Origin of the sequence: Burkholderia anthinoferrum (assembly GCF_002925705.1) — a bacterium.
Classification (GTDB): Bacteria; Pseudomonadota; Gammaproteobacteria; order Burkholderiales; family Burkholderiaceae; genus Burkholderia; species Burkholderia semiarida.
In genome coordinates this window covers 1-18338 of the sequence record NZ_LFZP01000079.1, presented here as the reverse complement: position 1 = coordinate 18338, position 18338 = coordinate 1, and the positions used below count along the sequence as shown (strand labels likewise).

17 protein-coding genes and 1 pseudogene are annotated in these 18338 nt (G+C 63.8%); 4 read left to right on the top strand and 14 right to left on the bottom strand.

Annotated features, from left to right (window positions below):
- The 10 genes from C5F75_RS35945 to C5F75_RS35905 all read right to left on the bottom strand — a co-directional run.
- A partial coding sequence (locus C5F75_RS35945) for a DUF3683 domain-containing protein (RefSeq protein ID WP_146075247.1) occupies positions 1-569 on the bottom strand: 569 nt, incomplete at its 3' end.
- 81 nt (positions 570-650) lie between these two features.
- Positions 651-899: a hypothetical protein gene (locus tag C5F75_RS35940; RefSeq protein ID WP_060009226.1), complete on the bottom strand. Its 249-nt coding sequence runs from the start codon at positions 897-899 to the stop codon at positions 651-653.
- 12 nt (positions 900-911) lie between these two features.
- Positions 912-1688 (bottom strand): helix-turn-helix transcriptional regulator, encoded by a 777-nt coding sequence (locus C5F75_RS35935; protein WP_256940240.1) that lies wholly within the window; start codon positions 1686-1688, stop codon positions 912-914.
- A gap of 1014 nt (positions 1689-2702) precedes the next feature.
- Positions 2703-3965 carry an MATE family efflux transporter gene (locus C5F75_RS35930; RefSeq protein ID WP_258048638.1) on the bottom strand — a complete coding sequence of 421 codons (1263 nt, stop codon included), beginning with the start codon at positions 3963-3965 and terminating at the stop codon, positions 2703-2705.
- 110 nt (positions 3966-4075) lie between these two features.
- Entirely contained in the window at positions 4076-5113 is a 1038-nt protein-coding gene (locus tag C5F75_RS35925; protein ID WP_104013543.1) for a cysteine synthase family protein, read from the bottom strand.
- 2 nt (positions 5114-5115) lie between these two features.
- Entirely contained in the window at positions 5116-6498 is a 1383-nt protein-coding gene (locus C5F75_RS35920; protein WP_104013542.1) for an alanine racemase, read from the bottom strand.
- Positions 6492-7661: an ornithine cyclodeaminase family protein gene (locus C5F75_RS35915; protein ID WP_226226221.1), complete on the bottom strand. Its 1170-nt coding sequence runs from the start codon at positions 7659-7661 to the stop codon at positions 6492-6494. The genes C5F75_RS35920 and C5F75_RS35915 overlap by 7 nt, the downstream gene beginning before the upstream one ends.
- Before the next feature lie 688 nt (positions 7662-8349).
- Positions 8350-8535 carry a hypothetical protein gene (locus C5F75_RS36625; protein ID WP_144029781.1) on the bottom strand — a complete coding sequence of 62 codons (186 nt, stop codon included), beginning with the start codon at positions 8533-8535 and terminating at the stop codon, positions 8350-8352.
- Positions 8536-8856: 321 nt separating this feature from the next.
- A complete protein-coding gene (locus C5F75_RS35910; RefSeq protein ID WP_099318304.1) occupies positions 8857-9399 on the bottom strand; it encodes a hypothetical protein in 543 nt (180 codons plus the stop codon).
- Positions 9400-9771: 372 nt separating this feature from the next.
- Positions 9772-11757: a gamma-glutamyltransferase family protein gene (locus C5F75_RS35905; RefSeq protein WP_104013541.1), complete on the bottom strand. Its 1986-nt coding sequence runs from the start codon at positions 11755-11757 to the stop codon at positions 9772-9774.
- 607 nt (positions 11758-12364) lie between these two features.
- Here C5F75_RS35905 and C5F75_RS35895 point away from each other — a divergent pair.
- Positions 12365-13300 carry a tyrosine-type recombinase/integrase gene (locus tag C5F75_RS35895; protein ID WP_059579588.1) on the top strand — a complete coding sequence of 312 codons (936 nt, stop codon included), beginning with the start codon at positions 12365-12367 and terminating at the stop codon, positions 13298-13300.
- A 39-nt stretch (positions 13301-13339) separates the two neighbouring features.
- Here C5F75_RS35895 and C5F75_RS35890 read toward each other — a convergent pair whose 3' ends face one another.
- The 3 genes from C5F75_RS35890 to C5F75_RS35880 all read right to left on the bottom strand — a co-directional run bounded on the left by C5F75_RS35890 (position 13340) and on the right by C5F75_RS35880 (position 15256).
- Positions 13340-13819 carry an RES family NAD+ phosphorylase gene (locus C5F75_RS35890; protein ID WP_104013539.1) on the bottom strand — a complete coding sequence of 160 codons (480 nt, stop codon included), beginning with the start codon at positions 13817-13819 and terminating at the stop codon, positions 13340-13342.
- A complete protein-coding gene (gene parS, locus C5F75_RS35885) occupies positions 13816-14271 on the bottom strand; it encodes a type II RES/Xre toxin-antitoxin system antitoxin (protein ID WP_006480981.1) in 456 nt (151 codons plus the stop codon). Before parS ends, C5F75_RS35890 begins: the two co-directional genes overlap by 4 nt.
- Before the next feature lie 343 nt (positions 14272-14614).
- Positions 14615-15256 (bottom strand): HD domain-containing protein, encoded by a 642-nt coding sequence (locus tag C5F75_RS35880; RefSeq protein WP_104013538.1) that lies wholly within the window; start codon positions 15254-15256, stop codon positions 14615-14617.
- Positions 15257-15428: 172 nt separating this feature from the next.
- On the opposite strand from C5F75_RS35880, the gene C5F75_RS35875 reads away from it, so the two are divergent.
- The 3 genes from C5F75_RS35875 to C5F75_RS35860 all read left to right on the top strand — a co-directional run bounded on the left by C5F75_RS35875 (position 15429) and on the right by C5F75_RS35860 (position 18014).
- The gene (locus C5F75_RS35875; protein ID WP_059638648.1) at positions 15429-16394 is read left to right on the top strand and encodes a GlxA family transcriptional regulator; all 966 of its coding nucleotides are present in this window, start codon (positions 15429-15431) and stop codon (positions 16392-16394) included.
- 309 nt (positions 16395-16703) lie between these two features.
- Positions 16704-17015, top strand: coding sequence for a DUF4148 domain-containing protein (locus tag C5F75_RS35865; protein WP_060317460.1), 312 nt, complete (start codon positions 16704-16706; stop codon positions 17013-17015).
- A gap of 285 nt (positions 17016-17300) precedes the next feature.
- Positions 17301-18014, top strand: coding sequence for a dienelactone hydrolase family protein (locus tag C5F75_RS35860; protein ID WP_059579575.1), 714 nt, complete (start codon positions 17301-17303; stop codon positions 18012-18014).
- A 132-nt stretch (positions 18015-18146) separates the two neighbouring features.
- Here the strand turns inward: C5F75_RS35860 and C5F75_RS35855 are convergent.
- Positions 18147-18338, bottom strand: a pseudogene (locus tag C5F75_RS35855) (multidrug transporter); the annotation flags it as partial.

Genomic DNA, 18338 nt, shown 5'->3' with positions numbered 1-18338 from the left:
CAGTCGGTCGCATCGGTCACGTGCGACACGCGCGACAGCCCGTCGAAGCGGATGTTGTCCTTCTGCGTGCAGCGGCCGAGCGCCTTGGTCGCGCGGCGACGCAGCTCGGCCATCTTGTCGAATTCGTCGGCGAACTCGTCGACCGCGCGCTGCGCCGCCGCTTCCAGCATCTCGACGCGCGATGCGCGCTCGCGGCCGGCGGCGTCGTACCATCCGCTCACACTCACCCGACGACGTCTTGCAATTTCGGACAGCCGGTCATGCAGCGTGGCGATCAGGAACGCGCGACGCGTTCGGTTATCGAGCAAGTCGTCCTGCAGATACGGGTTGCGGCGCACGACCCAGATGTCGCCGAGCACTTCGCAGAGCAGCCGCGCCGAGCGGCCCGTGCGGCGCTCGGCGCGCAGTTCGTCGAGCACCGACCACGCCTCTTCGCCGAGCAGGCGGATCACGATCTCGCGATCGGAAAACGACGTGTAGTTATACGGAATATTGCGCGACGGTTCATGTAATCCTGCTATTGCCCGAACACGATCTAGCAAATGTACGCTTGGCAGTCGGGCATTCATTGGCGTCTATGAAATGAATGATGATGCGATCGAGAACCACGCTCGGGAAAGCGGAATCGTATTCGGCAGGCAGCAGGCAAACTAAACGGAAATGGCGGTCCGGACCAGATCGAACGCGCTTTTCAGGATCATCGCCGTGGCTATGCCGACCAATGGAGGCGCAAGCACCCCGGTCACGCACAGCAGGACACGGCCCGGGACCGGCAAGCCCGGCCGCTTCCATGCGATATAAAGCGCGGCAGGCGGCAGAAAGAGAATCGACAAAATATAGGCTTTGTACGTAAACCCATGACGCGCGACAAATGCCTTGACCTTTTCCTTGAAAGACATTCCCGAACTCTCCTAGATCAATCCCAGACGGCTAACCTTCGCCACCGCCTGCGCCCTGTTCGAAACACGCAGTTTTTCATACACATTCGTCAGATGAAACTTGACCGTTCTTTCCGACATCGAAAGTATTCGGCCAATTTCCCACGCAGTCTTGCCTTCGACTACCCATTTGATTACATCGGATTCCTTTCTCGTGAACTGAATCCTGTTCGGGTCCGCGCAAGCATCCGGCTCGAAGCCTGCCGCAGGTGATTCCGCGGCTTCCCGGCTCTGTCTCGCAATCTTCTGGGTCAGTGCTGCATGCAAATGCATGGCAATGAGACTGACGAGCAACGCCGAATGCAACGTCGTGTCTTCGCACTTCAACTGCAAGACGGTCCGAATGGCCGTCGAATCGCCGGGCGGCGCGCCAATACAAGCGACCACCCCCTGCCCGCGCATGTATGACGCGACATCGTTGACCTGCGCATCGCGTTGCGGCAATTCCCCGTCGAGATCGCGCCAGCGAAAGGTATGATCCTGACGATCCGACAAGGCGAAGCAACTCAAATATCGATCAATGTCGATCCCGGCTCCAAACAGCGTCAGGCCTCGTCGGGTTCCGGCGTCGTTCGCGGCACCATAGCGATATATCAGTCCGTGAGAAGCTGCATCGCCGCTTCCTCCATGCAAAATCAAACACTTGTCGAACGGAATCACTCGTCCAATTTTTTCCGCGAGCTGATCGATCCCCTCGGTCAAACCGTTGGGACGAAGAATCTCGCCGATGATGCGAGAAAAGGTCTCCAATTTTCCGGGCCCTTATTGAAAAGACAAGGTTCTTGATCGTCGACGCGCCGTGGCAACCCGGTTTATTTACCCAAGCTTCAAGACCGTAACGGATTGCCGGCACCTGGCGCTTACTCCCTGTACATCGGCACTGGCCAATATTCGATGACAACATCAAGTCAAGCATCGCTCGCGATGCCATGCTTCCAGAACAAACATTTGTCAAGGAGTACGGATCAACGACGCCGAATGATTAACATCTGAATTATTAACATGCCAATTATTGAAACCGGACTTCACATGCCCTAATGACAGAACGATTTCATCCACGCGCGCGATGTCGAAATGTATTCATTCACCAGCCGCAAGCCAGACAATGGCCAATTGAAGAGCCGGCGGCTGAACTTCACGCCTAGACTTCATTCTCTAAACCTGGCGCTGCGCAAGTATATCGGAGGACAGAAGACAGAAACATTACCTTTCGAAAAAAATATGTAATGAAGCTTTCTATCTAGTTACATCAAAAATTCGAATTTTGTTTCATGCCTGCGACAAACTGACGCACGTCGTTTCAATATCTCGACATCAAGCGCGATTTTGCAGAAGCCACGGCCCGATCGAGCTAGAAAACTTTACAAATCTCCGTGATTTCAATTTCGCATGCTCGTATAGTTCCGTCGATTATTTACATCGTTTGAATTTGCGACAGTCAATTGCCACGCCGATAATTCAGGAAAATCGATTGATCCGATCCTGCTGCCTGAACGCAGTCAAATCTTCCCCGTCCGTTCGAATATTCCCTGACTGAATCGGCAAAAAATCCTGATTCACGCAACCAGCCGGTCGACGCATCTCGCGACACCCGCTCCTGATCGATCGAACGGCGGGCACATCGCCGGCGTGGCGACAGCGACAAACCGCGTACTGCCATCGGTCGACAGTATGCGAACGGCGCTGCATCCGGCGCCGGCCAGTATGGCCGGGCATGCTGGCACCGCATCTGTATCCGTGTGCTCGTCGGTACCGCTAGCCAGTTCACGAATGCCCGCCCGACGGGCGTTTCGCCATCGCGCGAAGGCGGCCCTCGAACTTGTGCAGCAACATCGACGCCGTGGCCGCAAGGCCGATGGCGAGTCCGCTCCATATGCCATAGATGCCGTATCCCAGCAGCACACCGGCCACCCAGGCGACCGGCAGACCGATGACCCAGTATCCGACGATCGATATCCGGAACGAACTCGTTACGTCACCGAGCCCTCGCAAGATGCCGACGCCGATGTTCTGACTGCAATCGAAGATTTGCAGCAGTGCCGCGATCGTCAGCAGCCCGCCGGCGAGTCGCAGCACTTCGGCACTCGCGGCCACCCGGTTATCGAGAAACGGCGCAAGCACGCGCGCCGGTGCGACCAGATATGGCAGCGCGACGATCACCATGATCACGACGCCCGACGCGAGCCCGGTATAGCCGAGTCGACGCGCCCCGCGATAGTCGTGCCGTGCACACGCATGGCTGATGCTGATCGACGACGCATGAGACAAGCCGACGGAAATCATGAACACGATGTAGATCACCTGATTCACGATTGTCTGGGCGGCGAGCGCATCGGCGCCGAGCGTCCCGATCACGAGCGTGAGGACGGTAAAGAACGCTGCCTCCGATCCATAGGTTGCCGCAATCGGCAAACCCATCCGCCACGTCCGCGCCAACGTATCGGCATCGGCACGCCAGACGGCGAGCGACAAGTGTTCGGACAGTTCCGGCCGGCGCCTAGCGATCGTCAGGAACGCGATGAAGGAAAGCAGGTACACGCAACTGGTTGCGCACGCAATGCCGATCAGGCCGAGCTTCGGAAATCCGAACCGGCCGAACATCAATGCATAGTCGAGCGCGGCGTTGACGACGATCGATACGATCGTGATCGCCAATAGCGGCCCAGGCCTGCGCAATCCGACGGTATATTGTCGAAGCACCTGAAACCAGAGACACGGCAACATGCCGGGCGCGGCCGCCGCCAGATAGAACGATGTTTGCCGCGCGACGTCGGGATCCTGCCCGAGCCAGACAAGCGGCATTTCGATGCACAGCATCATCAATGCAAACATCAGTGCCGCGAGCGTCGACAACGCAAAGCCGGACCGCACCAGCCGCATGATTTCTGCATGCGCGTGCTGGCCGTTCGCGAACGCGACGAGGTTGCCGGTTCCCGTCACCAGCCCGGTTCCCATCGTCCGGAACTGGTTGAAGATCGTCAGCGCGAGACCGCCAGCGGCGATCTCGCGCGGGCCAAGCATCCCCATCATGACGATGTCGGTGGTCGTCAGCGCCACCTGTGCGAGCTGCGTGAGAACGAGCGGAGCGGCAAGCACGCCGATTTGTCTGGCATCGAGCCAGACTTGCCGATGAAGTTTCATACGGCGCGGGAAAATATCGATTCAAGTTCGTGAGCAACCGACTCGTCGAGCAGATTCCGCTCTCGCATCCAGTCGTCGTTGAACACCGTGTCCAGATATTTCTCCCCGCCGTCACAGACCAGGGCCACGAGTGTCGCACCCGCGGGCAGCGAATCGAACATCTTCAACGCGTGCCAGACGACACCGCCTGCCGAGCCGCCGACGAGCAGCGACTTCTTGCGTGCGATATAGCGTGCTGTATTGAATGCGGCCGCGTCCGTCACTTTGAAGCCTTCGTCGAGCAACGCATAGTCGACCAACGCGCCGATCTCGGCGCCGGGCGGTGTCCCGGTGCCCGACTGATAATACGGCCCGCCTTCGCCGCCGAAAACGATCGAGCCGACGGGCTCGACGCCGACGACTCGCGGCGCCGGGCCGGTCGCGAGCAGTTCCCGCGCAGTGCCGAACAGCGACCCGCCGGTGCCGACCGCACCGACCAGAAAGTCGATCCGGTCACCAAGAATGTCGCGCAGCTCATGTGCCAGCCCGCGATAACCGTTACCGTTCGCGGGATTGTTGTGCTGCTCCGTCCAGATGCCGTCCGGATCGTCGGCCGCCATGCGCTTGGCAAGTGCGTCCCGGTCCGCCGTCGCGATCTCGTCGCCGTCGCTCACGTAGACGAGTGCCGCGCCGAAGGCCTGCATCGCGCGCAACTTGTCTTTCGATGCGTGACGATCCACGACCGCGGTGAACCGATAGCCGCGCTCGGCCGACAACAGCGCGAGCCCCATGCCCGTATTGCCGGAGGTCGATTCGATCACATGCCCGGCCGGCCGGAGACTCCCGTCCCGTTCGGCTTCATCGAGCATCTGCCTTGCCATCCGGATCTTGGCGCTGCCGGTCGGATTCGTCGACTCGAGTTTAAGCAGGATGCGCGCGCCGTTGGCGCCGCGAATCAATTCGAACAACGGCGTGCGGCCGACAAGATCCGATACCTTCGACACGATCGCAGGTACGGTGATCGTGGCTTGCTCACCGAGAAAGCGTACATTCATGGTCAGGCTCCCGGAAACTGGAAGAGGCGATCGACGCGCCAACGCGGCCGTGCGCCGTCAAGTGCCAAGACAAGCTTGGGGGGAAGCGGCAGCTCGTGAAACGAAGATTCGTTCGAATCCATCTGGTAGCCGGCCGTGTTTGGGTAGATCAGCAGATCACCGGGTTCCGGGCGCTGCCCGAATGCGATCTTGCGCCAGGTCAGCATGTCCGAATCGAGGCAGCTCGCCCCGCCGACACAGGCGCGATAAGGCGTGCCCGTCCGCGGCGATCGCGAGGGCTCGCGCGCCGCGCTCAGCAGTTCCGGATCGGGCAGGAATTCGCTGGCGAACCATTGCTCCGAAACGCTGAAGCTCGTGCCATTGACGGTCGCGATGCCATAGTCGCCGCAGTCCTTCACGCCCTGCACGGCAAAGACCGTGAATCCTGCCTGATCCAGCAGTGCACGCCCCGGTTCCAGCATGATTTTCAGGCCATACTCGCGGGCCAGTTCGGCGAGTGTTGCGGACTCCGTGTCGGGAGTGCCCGCCAGGATTGCATCGAGCATCCGCGCGCCGCTGCAGGCAGAGTGATACGGATAGAAGCCGCCGAATACCTTGTTCGCGTGGTAATCGTCCGGCCGGTGTGCGCGCTGGAATGCGCGCCAGTCGCTCTCGCTGGCGTACGACATCGCGAAGCCGCCGCCGATATTGATCGTGTTCGGCGCAAGGCCGAGTTCACGAGCAGCCATGCACGCACGCATCGCCATCGCGGCCTGATTGCAGCGCTCCATCGCGCTGTACCCGGACAGATGAAACGAGAACCCTTCAAGGGCGACCGACGCCTGCGTCGCGGCACAGGTCGACAGCGCAACGCGCAGCGCCTCGGCACTCAATCCGAATCGACTATCGCCTCGTGCCGTGGGCGCCATGCGCAACAGAATGCGCGCGGTCCGCCTGGCCTGTCCCGAGAGCGCGATCAGCCGATCGAGTTCCTCCTCGCTGTCGATCGCGATCAACGCATCGTGCGAAACCGCGAGCCGCAGCAGCGCCTCCGACTTCGACGGCCCGGATACGCCGATATCGGTCCCGCACACCCCGGCGGCCAACGCTTCCGAGAATTCGCCCGTGCTCGCGACGTCGACGCCGATCCCGGATGCCGCGGCCGCATGCGCGAAGCATCGCGCCTTGTTCGCCTTCTTCGCATAGTAAATGCGCCCCGACACCTGGCGATCGTCCAGTACGCGCTGAAATTCGGCGACATTGCGCGCGAAGCGCCCGGGAAACAGGAAATGAAGGGGTGCGTCGAAGCCATCGACAAGATCGTGGATCATCGCCTGATGTCCGTCCACGAAATCGCGCAGTAGCGGATCCCACAACGCCGGCAATCGGGGAATATCCGTCACCATAGTTCGACTTCCCGACCGAGCCTTTTCGCCAGCGCGGCATCGGCCAACACGCGCCCGAGCGCGATGTCCGTCACGATCATTCCGCTGTTGAACGCGTAAACGATATCGGTGTCGTTGCGCCGTGCAGGCTTGCGGCCCAGCAGTATGTCCGGCAACTCGGCGTCGACAGCAGGCAGTTTTCCGGCTTCGTCCACGAGATCGGCGCCGGTCACCTGCATTTGCGCCTCGCTCGTCGCGATGCGGTAATCGGCGCAATGCAGCGCGTCAGCATGAATTCCGTATCCGACCAGCAGCGCCAGCGCGCCCGGCTTCAGCGCCGCGTGCCGCACGGCCTCCGATACACCGGCGCCAGCCACGCCCAGCACGATGTCGGCCTCGTTCGCGGAGGCGACGAGATCCTTCGACACTTCGATGTCACGATCCGGGTGAAAGCGCTTCAGCGTATTGCGCACGGCGTCGATTCCCGACTCGTAGTGACCGTGCACGATCACGCGCTCGACGTCCGGCAATGCGGTGAGCAGGAACGGCGCCGCCATCCGCCCCTGCGTGCCCGTGCCGACGATGAGGGCCGTTCGCGCCCGCGGCGCCGCTGCGCGCGCGATCAGGGCCGACACCGCCGGCGTGCGCAGCGACCCGACCAGGCTGCCGTCCATCAGCGCGACAGGCAGGCCCGTTTCGTCGTCGAACAGCAACAACGTCGTGTAGTACTTCTGAAGTTCGCGGTTATGTTCCGGATCGAACTTATACGACGTCTTGAAACCGACCGTTCTGCGTCCACCGTCTCGACCCAGCATCGAGTACGCGACGGAATGCTTGTCCGCCGGCTGGCTCATCAGCTTGCGCGGATTGTCGGATTCGCCGGTGCCGAGGCCAAGGTATGCCCGTTCGACGGCTTCGAGCACCATCGATGGGTCGTAGTCGAGTTCGTCGATCGTGCGCTTGCCAAGCACCAGGAGTTTCGAGGGTTGCGTCGCGAGCCGCGGCCGAATGTCCGCGTCGGGTTTGGCGTCATCTGCCATCGTGGATATCATCGTATTCACTCGTGTCTCACCGAATTTCACGTATCGAAGGGGCCTGCCGCATGCATCGTGCAGGTTGACTTGAACACGGATGTAACGGGGCGACGCCGGTGGACCGGATCGCCTCGTCGCCGCGCCATTCATCGTGTGCAATGGGTTTCGACATCGGCCATGAATCGGACGGATCGATCCCGTCAAAAAGAGTCATTTGTTTCCCTCGTGTGAAATCCGGCACTCACCTGTCTGACATCAGGCGAATACGCCGCTTTCGGTGTCGACGACCGATGCACCGCGTGGTGCATTTCGCGGTCGTCTTCTCTCGATATTGTTCGGTGGAGATGAATCGGATGTGTCGGTCGACTGGCGACACGTTCGATCACTGCGGGTGCTTTATCCTTAGCAGCGTATTCATGATGCGATCTCGTTTTTCAACGGTCGGATTACAGATAATAAAAAAGTAATTTTCAACCATTTCATTTTTCATCGAACGCCTTCTTATAATTTCGCAATCCGAATCAATTTAATTATGAAATACCTCATTAGCACCAATGCGAATCACAAGATGACACGCAATTGACACCAATCAGATAATCATCGCTTCGATCACGAAAATAACGTGCTACCCCTGCGATTCATCAGGCACGGGCTGACGAGTTCAGAAAATTCGGCGGGATTCTCCCAACGTCGGCATAGCCTGCTTTGCAGGCGGCCCTCAAAGTCACATCCATCTGAAACCCCATCAACGTCGATGGTGGCGATCGACAGAGAATACAAATCGCTCGTATTTATAAACCAACCCCCACTTTTCTTGCAAACACTTTATTCAATCATTTCAAATACCTTTACGGCGATCGTCATTGAGCCATGAAAGTGAAAATTGCGAGCGATAGCTGCTTGATAGCAGCATCGAAAGGCTCGGCTTGCGCGCCGACATCAGGTTGCTGCGCCTGTCAATGTGCCGCCCGGGCATCCAGGCGTGAAGAGATACGGAAACACCGGACAAGGCGGGCTCATCCATTCCACGGCGCTCCGATGTCACTCGACATGCCGCCTGGACGATAGGCTCCTTGAAGTCGCCAAAGCGCCCCGCATCGGGGGCCGCCGAAATGTTCGGGGTGGATACGCCGTTCCGGTGTCCCCGGCCCGATGGCCGTCTCCTTTCGGCGTCGAGTTCAGTCGAGCGCCCACTTTTTTATTTCTGTCATCCTAATCAATATCGATGCACTCATGCTGCCGTGTTTCGACATGAGGCACCGCGCACGACACATCGCGTTTCCCCAATAGAAAAGCCCGGCCCGCATCGAAGCGGGCCGGGCCGTGACGCGATGCGTGCTACTTGTTACAGCGCGCCGCCTTGCGCCGACGCCGAGCCCTTCACGCCAACCGACGCGCCGCCCTGCACCGAGTTCGTCGCGCCTTCGAGCGCCTCGCCGGCCTTCGCCTTCGCGCCGCCGGCGACGTCGCCCGCGGTCGACACCGCGCCTTGTGCATGGCTCTTCGCCGAGCCCGCGACGCGCTTCACGTGCGACTTCGTCGCGTGGACGGCCGATGCCGCCGCATCCTTCGTCGCGCCGGCCGCCGAACCGACCGCCTGCGTCGCGCCGCCGACCGCCGCGCCGGCTGCCGAGCCCACGCCGCCGACCGTCTTGCCGACGCCGTTCAGCGCGCCGCCGACGACATCGCCCGCGCCCGAACCCGAACCTGCCGCATTCGCGCCGCCGCCGGCCTGCACACCCACGCCGCCGCCGAGCAGCGGCGTCTGGACCTGGGCGCCGACGCCTGCGGAACCCTGCGCACCGGTCTGGGCCGTCTGTGCGAATGCAGCCGAAGTCGCCATCGCCGTCAGAGCGGCACCCAGCAGAATCGTGCGAATCGTGTTCATGGTCATTCTCCCCAAAGACGTTGTTGCTGCGGGCCGCCTTCGTGCGGCTTGTCGCATGCCTCGCCGCGACATGCGGCAGGTGGGGCTAATGTAGCGGCGGCGGCGTGCAAAACGATCGAATTGCGGGGACTGTTACTTCCGTTGCAAATGCTGACGATTGGCTCACACTGTTTGACAATCGGAGGGTTGCGGCGGGGCGGCCGCCCTATTCGACGATGGACGGGCGCAGTCCGGGCCGGCAGACGTGCTTCATGCCGGCCGCCTCATCTGCATTCCGAAGGATGAGGATCGCGTGGCCGTCGATGCGGCCGCGTCACGATGCACGGCCCCGGCCGCTAACGAGCGGACCGGGGCCGTGCGTACGCTGCCCGGCTACGGCCGGAACGTATCGCCGAGCACGATGCCTTCGCGACGCGGATCGGTGCCGCCCTGCAACGCGGGCGACTGGCCGACCGTCACGCGCATCACCGTGTTGACGCCGCTCGCCTGAGCGGACGTCGATACCTTGTGCCCGAGCGCGAGCAGCCCCGTGATCAGCGGATCGTTCGCGCCGTTGTTCGCCGGGTTGACGTTCGGATGCTCGCCGCCGATCGTGGTCGTCGGGCTGTTGCTCGCGCCGAAATCGACGAGCCCCGCCGACTGCTGCGCATCGAGCCCCCAGTCAAGCGCGCCAACCAGCGTCTTGACCACGTATTGCGGAATCGTGCCGCCGCCCGGCGAACCGGTCGCCATCACGAAGTCGCCGCGCGAGCCGTCGGCAGCCTGCCCGAACACGATCGTCGGCGCCATCGAGCTGCGCGGCCGCTTGCCCGGCTGCAGGCGGTTCGCGACCGGATTGCCGGACGTGTCGAGCGGGTTCGCGGAGAAGTCGGTCAACTGGTTGTTCAGCAGGAAGCCGTTGGTCATGTGAAACGAGCCCATGCTCGATTCGACCGTCGTCGTCGCGCTCAGCACGTTGCCGTCGCCATCCACGATCGTGAACTGGTTCGTGCCATGCTCGATCAGCGTCGTGTCGACGCCGAGCGGCACGGCACCGAGATTGCCGGGCTGCGCGGTGCCCATGCTCTTGGCCGGGTCGATCAGCGCCGCGCGCGATTTCAGGTACGGCTTGTTCAGCAACGTGCTCCACGTGCCGCCCGGCAGCGGCACGAAGTCGGTATCGGCCACGTACTTGTCGCGGTCGGCATACGCGAGCCGTTCGGCTTCGGCAATGAGATGAACGCCCGCGACGGTCGGCTTGCCGCCTTCGAGATCGATCGCCGTCGGTTTCAGCGACTTCAGGTCATAGTTCTCGAGGATGCCGAGCGCCGATGCGACCGCGATGCCGCCCGACGACGGCGGCGGCATCCCGCAAACCCAGTAACTGCGATAGGTCGTGCACACCGGGTCGCGGCGCTTCGCCTGATATGCGGCAAGGTCGGCGACGGTCGTCTTTCCCGGCGTGAGCGTCGAGCCGTCCGCGCCCTTCGTCGCGGCGATCTTCGCGACGATGTCCTGCGCGATCTGCCCCGTATACAGCGCATTCGCGCCCGACTGCGCCATCAGCGACAGCGTGCGCGCGTAGGCCGGATTCTTCAGAACGGTGCCGAGCGTCTTCGGCGAACCATCGGCGTTCAGGAAATACGCGGCGGCTTCGGGGTCGCGTTTCAGGTTCGCGGCATTCGCGGCGATCGCGTCGGCCAGCCGGCCGCCGATCGGGAAACCGTTGGTCGCGAGCGTGATCGCATCGCCGAACAGGCTCTGCCACGGCAAGCGGCCGTGATCCTGTTGCAGCGCCTCGATGAGCCGCGGCACGCCGATCGTGCCGATCGAGCGGCCGCTCGCGCGCGCGCTCGGCAGCGGCGCCGAATGATCGGTGGCGTCATCGACGTAGCGCAGGTAGTTCTCGGTCGCGGCGGCCGGCGCGGTTTCGCGGCCGTCGTATGCCTGCAGCGTCTTGCCGCGCGCATCGTAGTAGAGCAGCACGCCGCCCGAGCCGAGGCCCGTCGCCTCGGGCACCGTCAGGCCGAGCACGGCCTGCACGGCGACCGCCGCGTCGGCGGCCGTGCCGCCCTTCTTCAACACCGCGCAACCGGCCGCGCTCGCGTACGCGTTCGACGTGGCCACGAGGTACGTTTTTGCATAGACGGGCTTCATCCCGGTGCGATAGCCCGACGACGCTTCCGGCAACGACGGGTCGCCCGGCTGGTTCGAGCCCACCACGACCGTCGCGCCGCTGTTGTCGACCGCGAGGCAGCTCGCATCGGCGGAAGGCGCGGTCGTGCGGGCCGCCTCGTTCTCGACGTCGCCGCCACAGGCGGTCAGCAGGGCTGCCGCGAGCAACGCGGACGCATACGGAAAAATCGCTGTTCTGTGCATTGTCTGCCGATGTTCCTGTCGATCGTTGCGATGGGCATCCTGTTGCCGGCAACCGCCTCGGTGCCCGGGCAACGTGTTCGATACTCGCACGGACAAAATTTTTCCGGCAATAGGGAAATCACGTCACGCAGCCGAAAGTTGTGTACGCAACGTCACCGAACCGGCATGCGGGTTTGCCTGCTGCATCGCAATGCGGCTTACATCGCGACGCAAATGGCGTTCGCCGTGCTCGCGCGGCCGGGCAGGCAAGCCCACGCCGGCGCGGCTGCGGCGCCTTCGCCCGACGCGCGGCAGCAGCGCCATTGCGCACGCTGCCCGCGCTTGACGACGCCTGCGTTCTTGCCTGAAGCTCGGCTTCCTCGCACGGCTGGTCGCGTTCATGCCGGCCGGCGGCTAATGGTCAGGAATCCGGATATCGATGCAATGGAACCGCGTACCGGATACGTTCCGCGTCTTCATCACGCTGTTGCGCGTGCTCGTTTGCCTGACGATGAACGATGACGACATCGACGGCACGCGTACCGCGGCCTGACGGGTCGGCATCGCCGCGCTCCGCCCTGGCATCCGGACGATTGCCGGCGTCACCGCGTCCGGCTATAAAGCGGGGATGGACACGACTCGCTGGATTCACGACCCCGTCGGCGCGTTTCGCGCCTGGCAGGAAACCACTGCGGCCGGCGCCGGCCGCCGGCCGTTCGCGCCGCGCTCGGTCGTGCAGCACGTCGCGATGTTCGAGCGATTCCTGCGCCACCTGAGCGCACATCGCGTGTCGCTCGCGACATTCGGGCCCGACCACGTCGCAGCCTTCCTCGCCGAACTCGACCGCACCTGCGCGCCCGGCACGTCGACGCGCGTGCGCTATGCGAAGCTGATCGACCGGCTCGGCCGGCATCTGGTCGACACCGGTGTGCGGACGATCCATCCGGCCGGCCGATCGACGCGCGATCTCGCATGGCCGGACGGCGAGCCCGAGCCCTGCTACCTGCCGCCCGATGCCGACGCGGCGCTGCAGCGTCATGTGCAGCCTCGAGCGAACGACACGCCGGCCGACTGCCGGAATCGCGCGATCGTCGCGCTGCTGCTCGCGAGCGGCATCACGTCGGCCGAGATCCGCGCGGCGACAGGCGATGCACTCGATCTCGACGCGCGGCCAGCGGCATTGTCGGTGCCGCGCGATCGCGCGCGGCCGGCGCGCCGGATCGCGCTCGCCGCGTTCGCGGTGGCGCCGCTCGCCGCATGGCGCGCGCACTCGACCGACGTGCCGCCGTCGGCGCGGCTGTTTCCCGCGCCGCGCGGGGGAGCGATGAACGACATGTTCCTGCTGCTGGTCGTACGTGACGCGCTGAACGCGATCGGCTTTCGCGCAGCGGACATGAGCCCGCGCATACTCCGCAATACCTATGCGCGCCGCCAGTTGCTCGCCGGCCACGCGCATGCCGATGTCACGGCGATGCTCGGCCTCGCCAGCATGCGAACGGTCACGCGCATCCGGCAGACGCTGCCGCCCGATGCGGCCGCGGATCGCGCCGCTCACGAGCGCTGAACGCGCGCCGCCGGCGCGGATCGTGTTCCTCCCGGTTCGCTATTCGCCCGGCCTCGACTGGACCAGCCGCAGAATCCGCGTGTCGTACGGCGCTTGCATCACTTCCGCGATACGGATACTGGACGCGGCCGGATGCAGCGGATTCAACAGGAAGTTATGGGCGTGCGGCACGACGACGCTCGGCACGCGCAGCAGCGCGCTCGGCTGCGTGTGCAGCCACTCGGTGCCGGCGCTGCGGGTCCAGTCGACGTTCGTTCGCCAGTCCTCTGGCGCATCGCCTTCGGCGATTTCGGCCACGTCCACGGAATCGGGCACCTCGATACGCAGCAACTGGTAGCCGCTCGGCAATTGCGCGACGGTCGCGATTTCGAAATGAACCAGCGTCTCGAGCAACGCGAGCGCCGGATGCTCGGCGAGATACACAACCAGCTGCCCGGCGAAATGCCAGCGCCCACCGGCCCGCAACCCGCCGACACCTTTCAGGTCGGCGTAATTGCTGATCCGCCACAGCGTCGTCAAGCGAAATACCCCTCGTCGATCTGCGTGAGGGCCTCTTCGACGAGCCGCGCGCCATGCTCGGTGCTCGCCATGTCGAGCGACGTGCGGCCGCCGAAGCGCTGGAGCCCGTTGCGCAGCCACGCCATCGCCTTGTCCTGGTCGCCGAAGGTAGCTGTCGCCTGCGCGACGATGCGTGCGAGACGAATCGCCTTGTCCGACTCTTCCGGCGACAGGCGTTCGTGCGCCTGGCGACGATGGCTCAGCGTGCGGCGCGGGATGATGAAGGCCAGCTCGTCCGATTTCAGCCCGCGCTCGGACAGGCGATCGATCACCGACACGTCGACGCGCGCGCTCGCCAGTTCGGCCAGATCCGCGCCCGAGCGAACGCGGATCGCCAGCAACTGTTCGAGAATCGTGAATTCGGCCTGACGCGGATGGGCGACGCCCGAAGGATGAAAAGCGATGGTGCTCATGACCTGTCTCCGGCAATTTGCCCCATCATTATAGGCGTTTTGCCGGATGCTTGCGGACGGCCGAGCATCGGGGTTTGCCCGTCGGGCTGGCAGGCCGGTATTCGGGGACACGCGAATCGGAGATTCGCCTCGGGGAGCGGGCACACAAATTCAGTATATAAAATTCACGCCCGTGATTGCCCGAAGTTGTCACGTAACAATTTTCCGACGGTAATACGCGAGTCGAACGAATGCCCCTTGTCCCCCGGGTTCGGCCCAGGCCGCGAGGGTGGCGTCGGCGCCGAATGCGCCGTACGCCCGACAGTCGATCAACGTCGGCCGAGGCGCGGCCGCCCTCCCCCGCTCAGCCGGCCCATGCGGACGCCCGAATCACGCTGCAGAAGTTGCCCGCACGGAAATGCGGATCCCTGTCCGCGAGCACGTCGGCCTTTACGTTGCCGAACGTCGTGCCGGGCTTGTGCTTGATGCCGTCGTAGAACGCCTGAATGATGTCTTCCTTGAAATGCGGCGTGCGCGGATGCGCGCGCACGACCGCTTCCCGCTCGACGTCGCTGTATTCCGGGTAAGCGAGGCCCAGTACGTCCATCTCGACGCCCGCCGTGACCAGCGCGACGACAGGATGCATGTGTTGCGGAATGCCGGGCGTGGTATGCAGTGCGATCGACGTCCACACGACGTCGATGTCCTGTTGCGATATCCCGTGGCCCTTCAGAAAATCGCGGGCGGCATTGGCACCGTCCACTTCAAAGCGCTCGCATGCGCTGCTGTGCCGGTGCGTGAGCCCCATGTCATGGAACATGCAGCCGCAATAGAGCAGCTCGGGATCGTAGTCGAGCCCGCGGCGCCGGCCCGCCAGCGCCGCGAAATAAAACACGCGGCTCGAGTGATGGAACAACAGCTCGGACTCGGTATCGCGCACGAGTTCGGTAATCTCGCGCGTCAGTCGCGTAGCGGGAAGGGTAATGCCGGCAACACTCACAGTCATGGTCGACCTCCGTGGAAGATACCCTCGATTCTCCGGAGTCCGACGTATGTCTTAAATAGACATGTCACGACAAATTCTGCCATTTTGCGCGATCGACGGACACGATGCCTGCACGACGAAAGCGGCGCCCCTATACTGCTGCGCATCACGTTCGATACAACACGCAACGATCATGCCGAAGGTCGTGGGTATTTTCGCCGTTCCGGGCGTTCAGCTGCTCGACGTCTCCGCGCCGCTAGACGTGTTCGCGCAGGCGAACGCCGAATGCGGGAAACCGTTCTATGCGTTGCGGATCATCGCGGCCGGGCCAGGCCCGATCCGCAGTTCGTCCGGCGCGCGGTTGCTGCCCGACTGGATCGCGCCCGACATCCCCGAGCGCATCGACACGCTGCTGGTCGCCGGCGCGCCGAACGCCGGCCAGATCGCGCTGCGCACCGACCTCCTCGCGTGGCTGCGCGCGGCGGCCGTGCAAAGCAGGCGCTACGGCTCGATCTGCACCGGCGCGTTCCTCCTCGCGGCCACCGGCCTGCTGAAAGGGCGTCACCTGACCACGCACTGGGCCGCTGCCGACGCGCTCGCGCAGGCGTATCCGTCGCTCGCGGTCGACGCCGACGCGCTGTACGTGCGCGACGGCAAGCTGCGCACCGGCGCCGGCGTCACGGCCGGGCTGGATCTGGCGCTCGCACTGGTCGAGGAAGATCTCGGCCGCGAGATCGCGCGGCGGGTCGCCGCGCAACTGGTGATGTTCTTCAAGCGCCCGGGCGGGCAGCTCCAGTTCAGCCGCAAGGGCGAAGCGCGCCCCGCCGGGCGTTCGGTGTTGCAGGAGGTCCAGCGCTGGATCGCGGCGCATCCCGAGCTCGAGCATTCGGTGGCCGAGATGGCGAAGCATGCGGGCATGAGCGCGCGCCATTTCGCGCGGTTGTTCCGCGCGGAGGTCGGCATGACGCCGGCCGCGTGGGTCGAGGTGACGCGCATCTCGGCCGCCCGCCGGTTGCTCGAGAACGGCCACGACACGCCGAAGCAGGTCGCCGCGAAATGCGGCTTCGCGAACGTCGATACGCTCAGGCGAGCGTTCACCCGGCATGTCGGCATCACGCCGGCCGAATACCGGAAACGGCAGGCGACCCTGGCGGCGTGATGCGAAACGGGCAATGCCGACGGCCTCGCAAAAATAATTCGGAATGCGATTCAACTGCCCCTCTCGCGTCTGTCGCGCCGATCGACTCGATCGCCTGAAGGCCCCGCTCGTGCTCCGGCACGCCGGCACGCCGGCACGCCGGCACGCCGGCAATATTCAGACGAAACGCCATGCCGCGCGAATCGTTTACCCAGTTGCAATAATGATTCGCTGCAACGCGTATTTCCGACCGGTAACGCGATCGTTACGATGCAATCAACCGCTGAACGCAACGAGCGAAGCGCGAAATCAACAGAACCGGAGGTCACCATGAAGTCGTTCATCACCGCTGTCGTCGCCGCAACTGCCCTGTCCGCGTCGTACGGCGCATTCGCGCAATCGAACCCGTCGGGCTCGCTCACGCGTGCCCAGGTGCGTGCGGAACTCGTTCAGCTCGAACAGGCCGGCTACAAGCCCGAAGCATCCGATCCGTATTACCCGCGTGCACTGCAGGCCGCCCAGGCCCGCGTGACGAACGCCGATGAAACCGGCTACGGCGCGCAAGCAGCCGCCGGCGCGCGTGCCGGCCGCGCGATCGCGGTCAAGCAGGAAGGCCGCGACTCGATCTATTTCGGCCAGTAAGCCGGATACGCGCCCGCGTATTCGCGGCGTACTCGCGCCGTATTCCGATACGCACGTCGTACACGCGACACCCCGCTCCCGTTCACCGGGGCGGGGTGTTTGCTTTCCGGTCGTCCGCTTCCGTCCCCCGGTCGCGCGACGCGGTACCGTTCACGCAGCCGTCCGGTGTTTGCGCATAGAATGGCCCGTGGTCGGCGCCGGCCGGAATGAACGCGAGCGGTATCACGACGCCCGCTGGCCGGCCCGATGTCGCACTCGGCGCATTTTTCGAAAAGGAGCGGTTTCATGTCTCAAACATCCGGTTCCACGATCACGTTTCGCCGCCCGGACGGTCAGGAGCTGCAGGGCTATCTCGCCACGCCGGCACGGACCGAAGGCGCGCCCGCGGTCGTCGTCATCCAGGAATGGTGGGGGTTGAACGACCAGATCCGCGGCGTCGCGGATCGTCTCGCGCGCTGCGGCTACTTCGCGCTCGTGCCCGACCTGTATCGCGGCAAGTCGACCGTCGAGGAAGAAGAAGCACACCACTTGATGACCGGCCTCGATTTCGGCGACGCCGCGTCGCAGGACATTCCCGGCGCGGTCGCGTACCTGAAGACGCTCGCGCCGCGTGTCGCGGTGACGGGCTACTGCATGGGCGGCGCCCTCACGCTGCTGTCGCTGCAGTACGCCGAAGCGGACGCCGGCGTCACGTGGTACGGTCTGCCGCCGCTCGACTACCTCGACCCGGCCAAGCTCAAGGTGCCGCTGATGGGTCACTGGGCGACGCAGGATGCGTTCTTCACGATCGACCAGGTCGACGCACTGGAAAAGAAGCTGACCGATGCGAACGTCGGTTTCGAATTCCACCGCTATCTCGCGCACCATGCGTTCGCGAACGAGACGGCCGTCGGCCCCGGCCGCATCGCCGGCACGCAGTTCGATCCGGTGTGGTCGCAGATGGCGTGGGATCGCACGCTCACGTTCTTCGGCCGGACACTCTGGACGAAGCAAGCGTAACGTCATGCCGCGCCTCGCACGGGCGACGGTACACAACACAACGCCACGGACTTTCGTCCGTGGCGTTCTCGTTTCCGCATACAGCCGGTTCGACACGCAAGCGCGGCAAACCGCGCTCGCCCTTCTCCATGCTTACCCGTTCGCCGCTGCCGACGCAGGCGCCGGCGCGGCCGCCTTGTCGTAGTCGACCGGCGCATCGGGCGCGCGCGGCGCTTCGCCGGCACGCTGGATCCACCCGCCGCCGAGCGCGCGGTACAGGTCGACCAGGTTCGTCCAGCGGGCCAGACGCGCGCTGATCAGCGACTGCTGCGCCGAGTACAGATC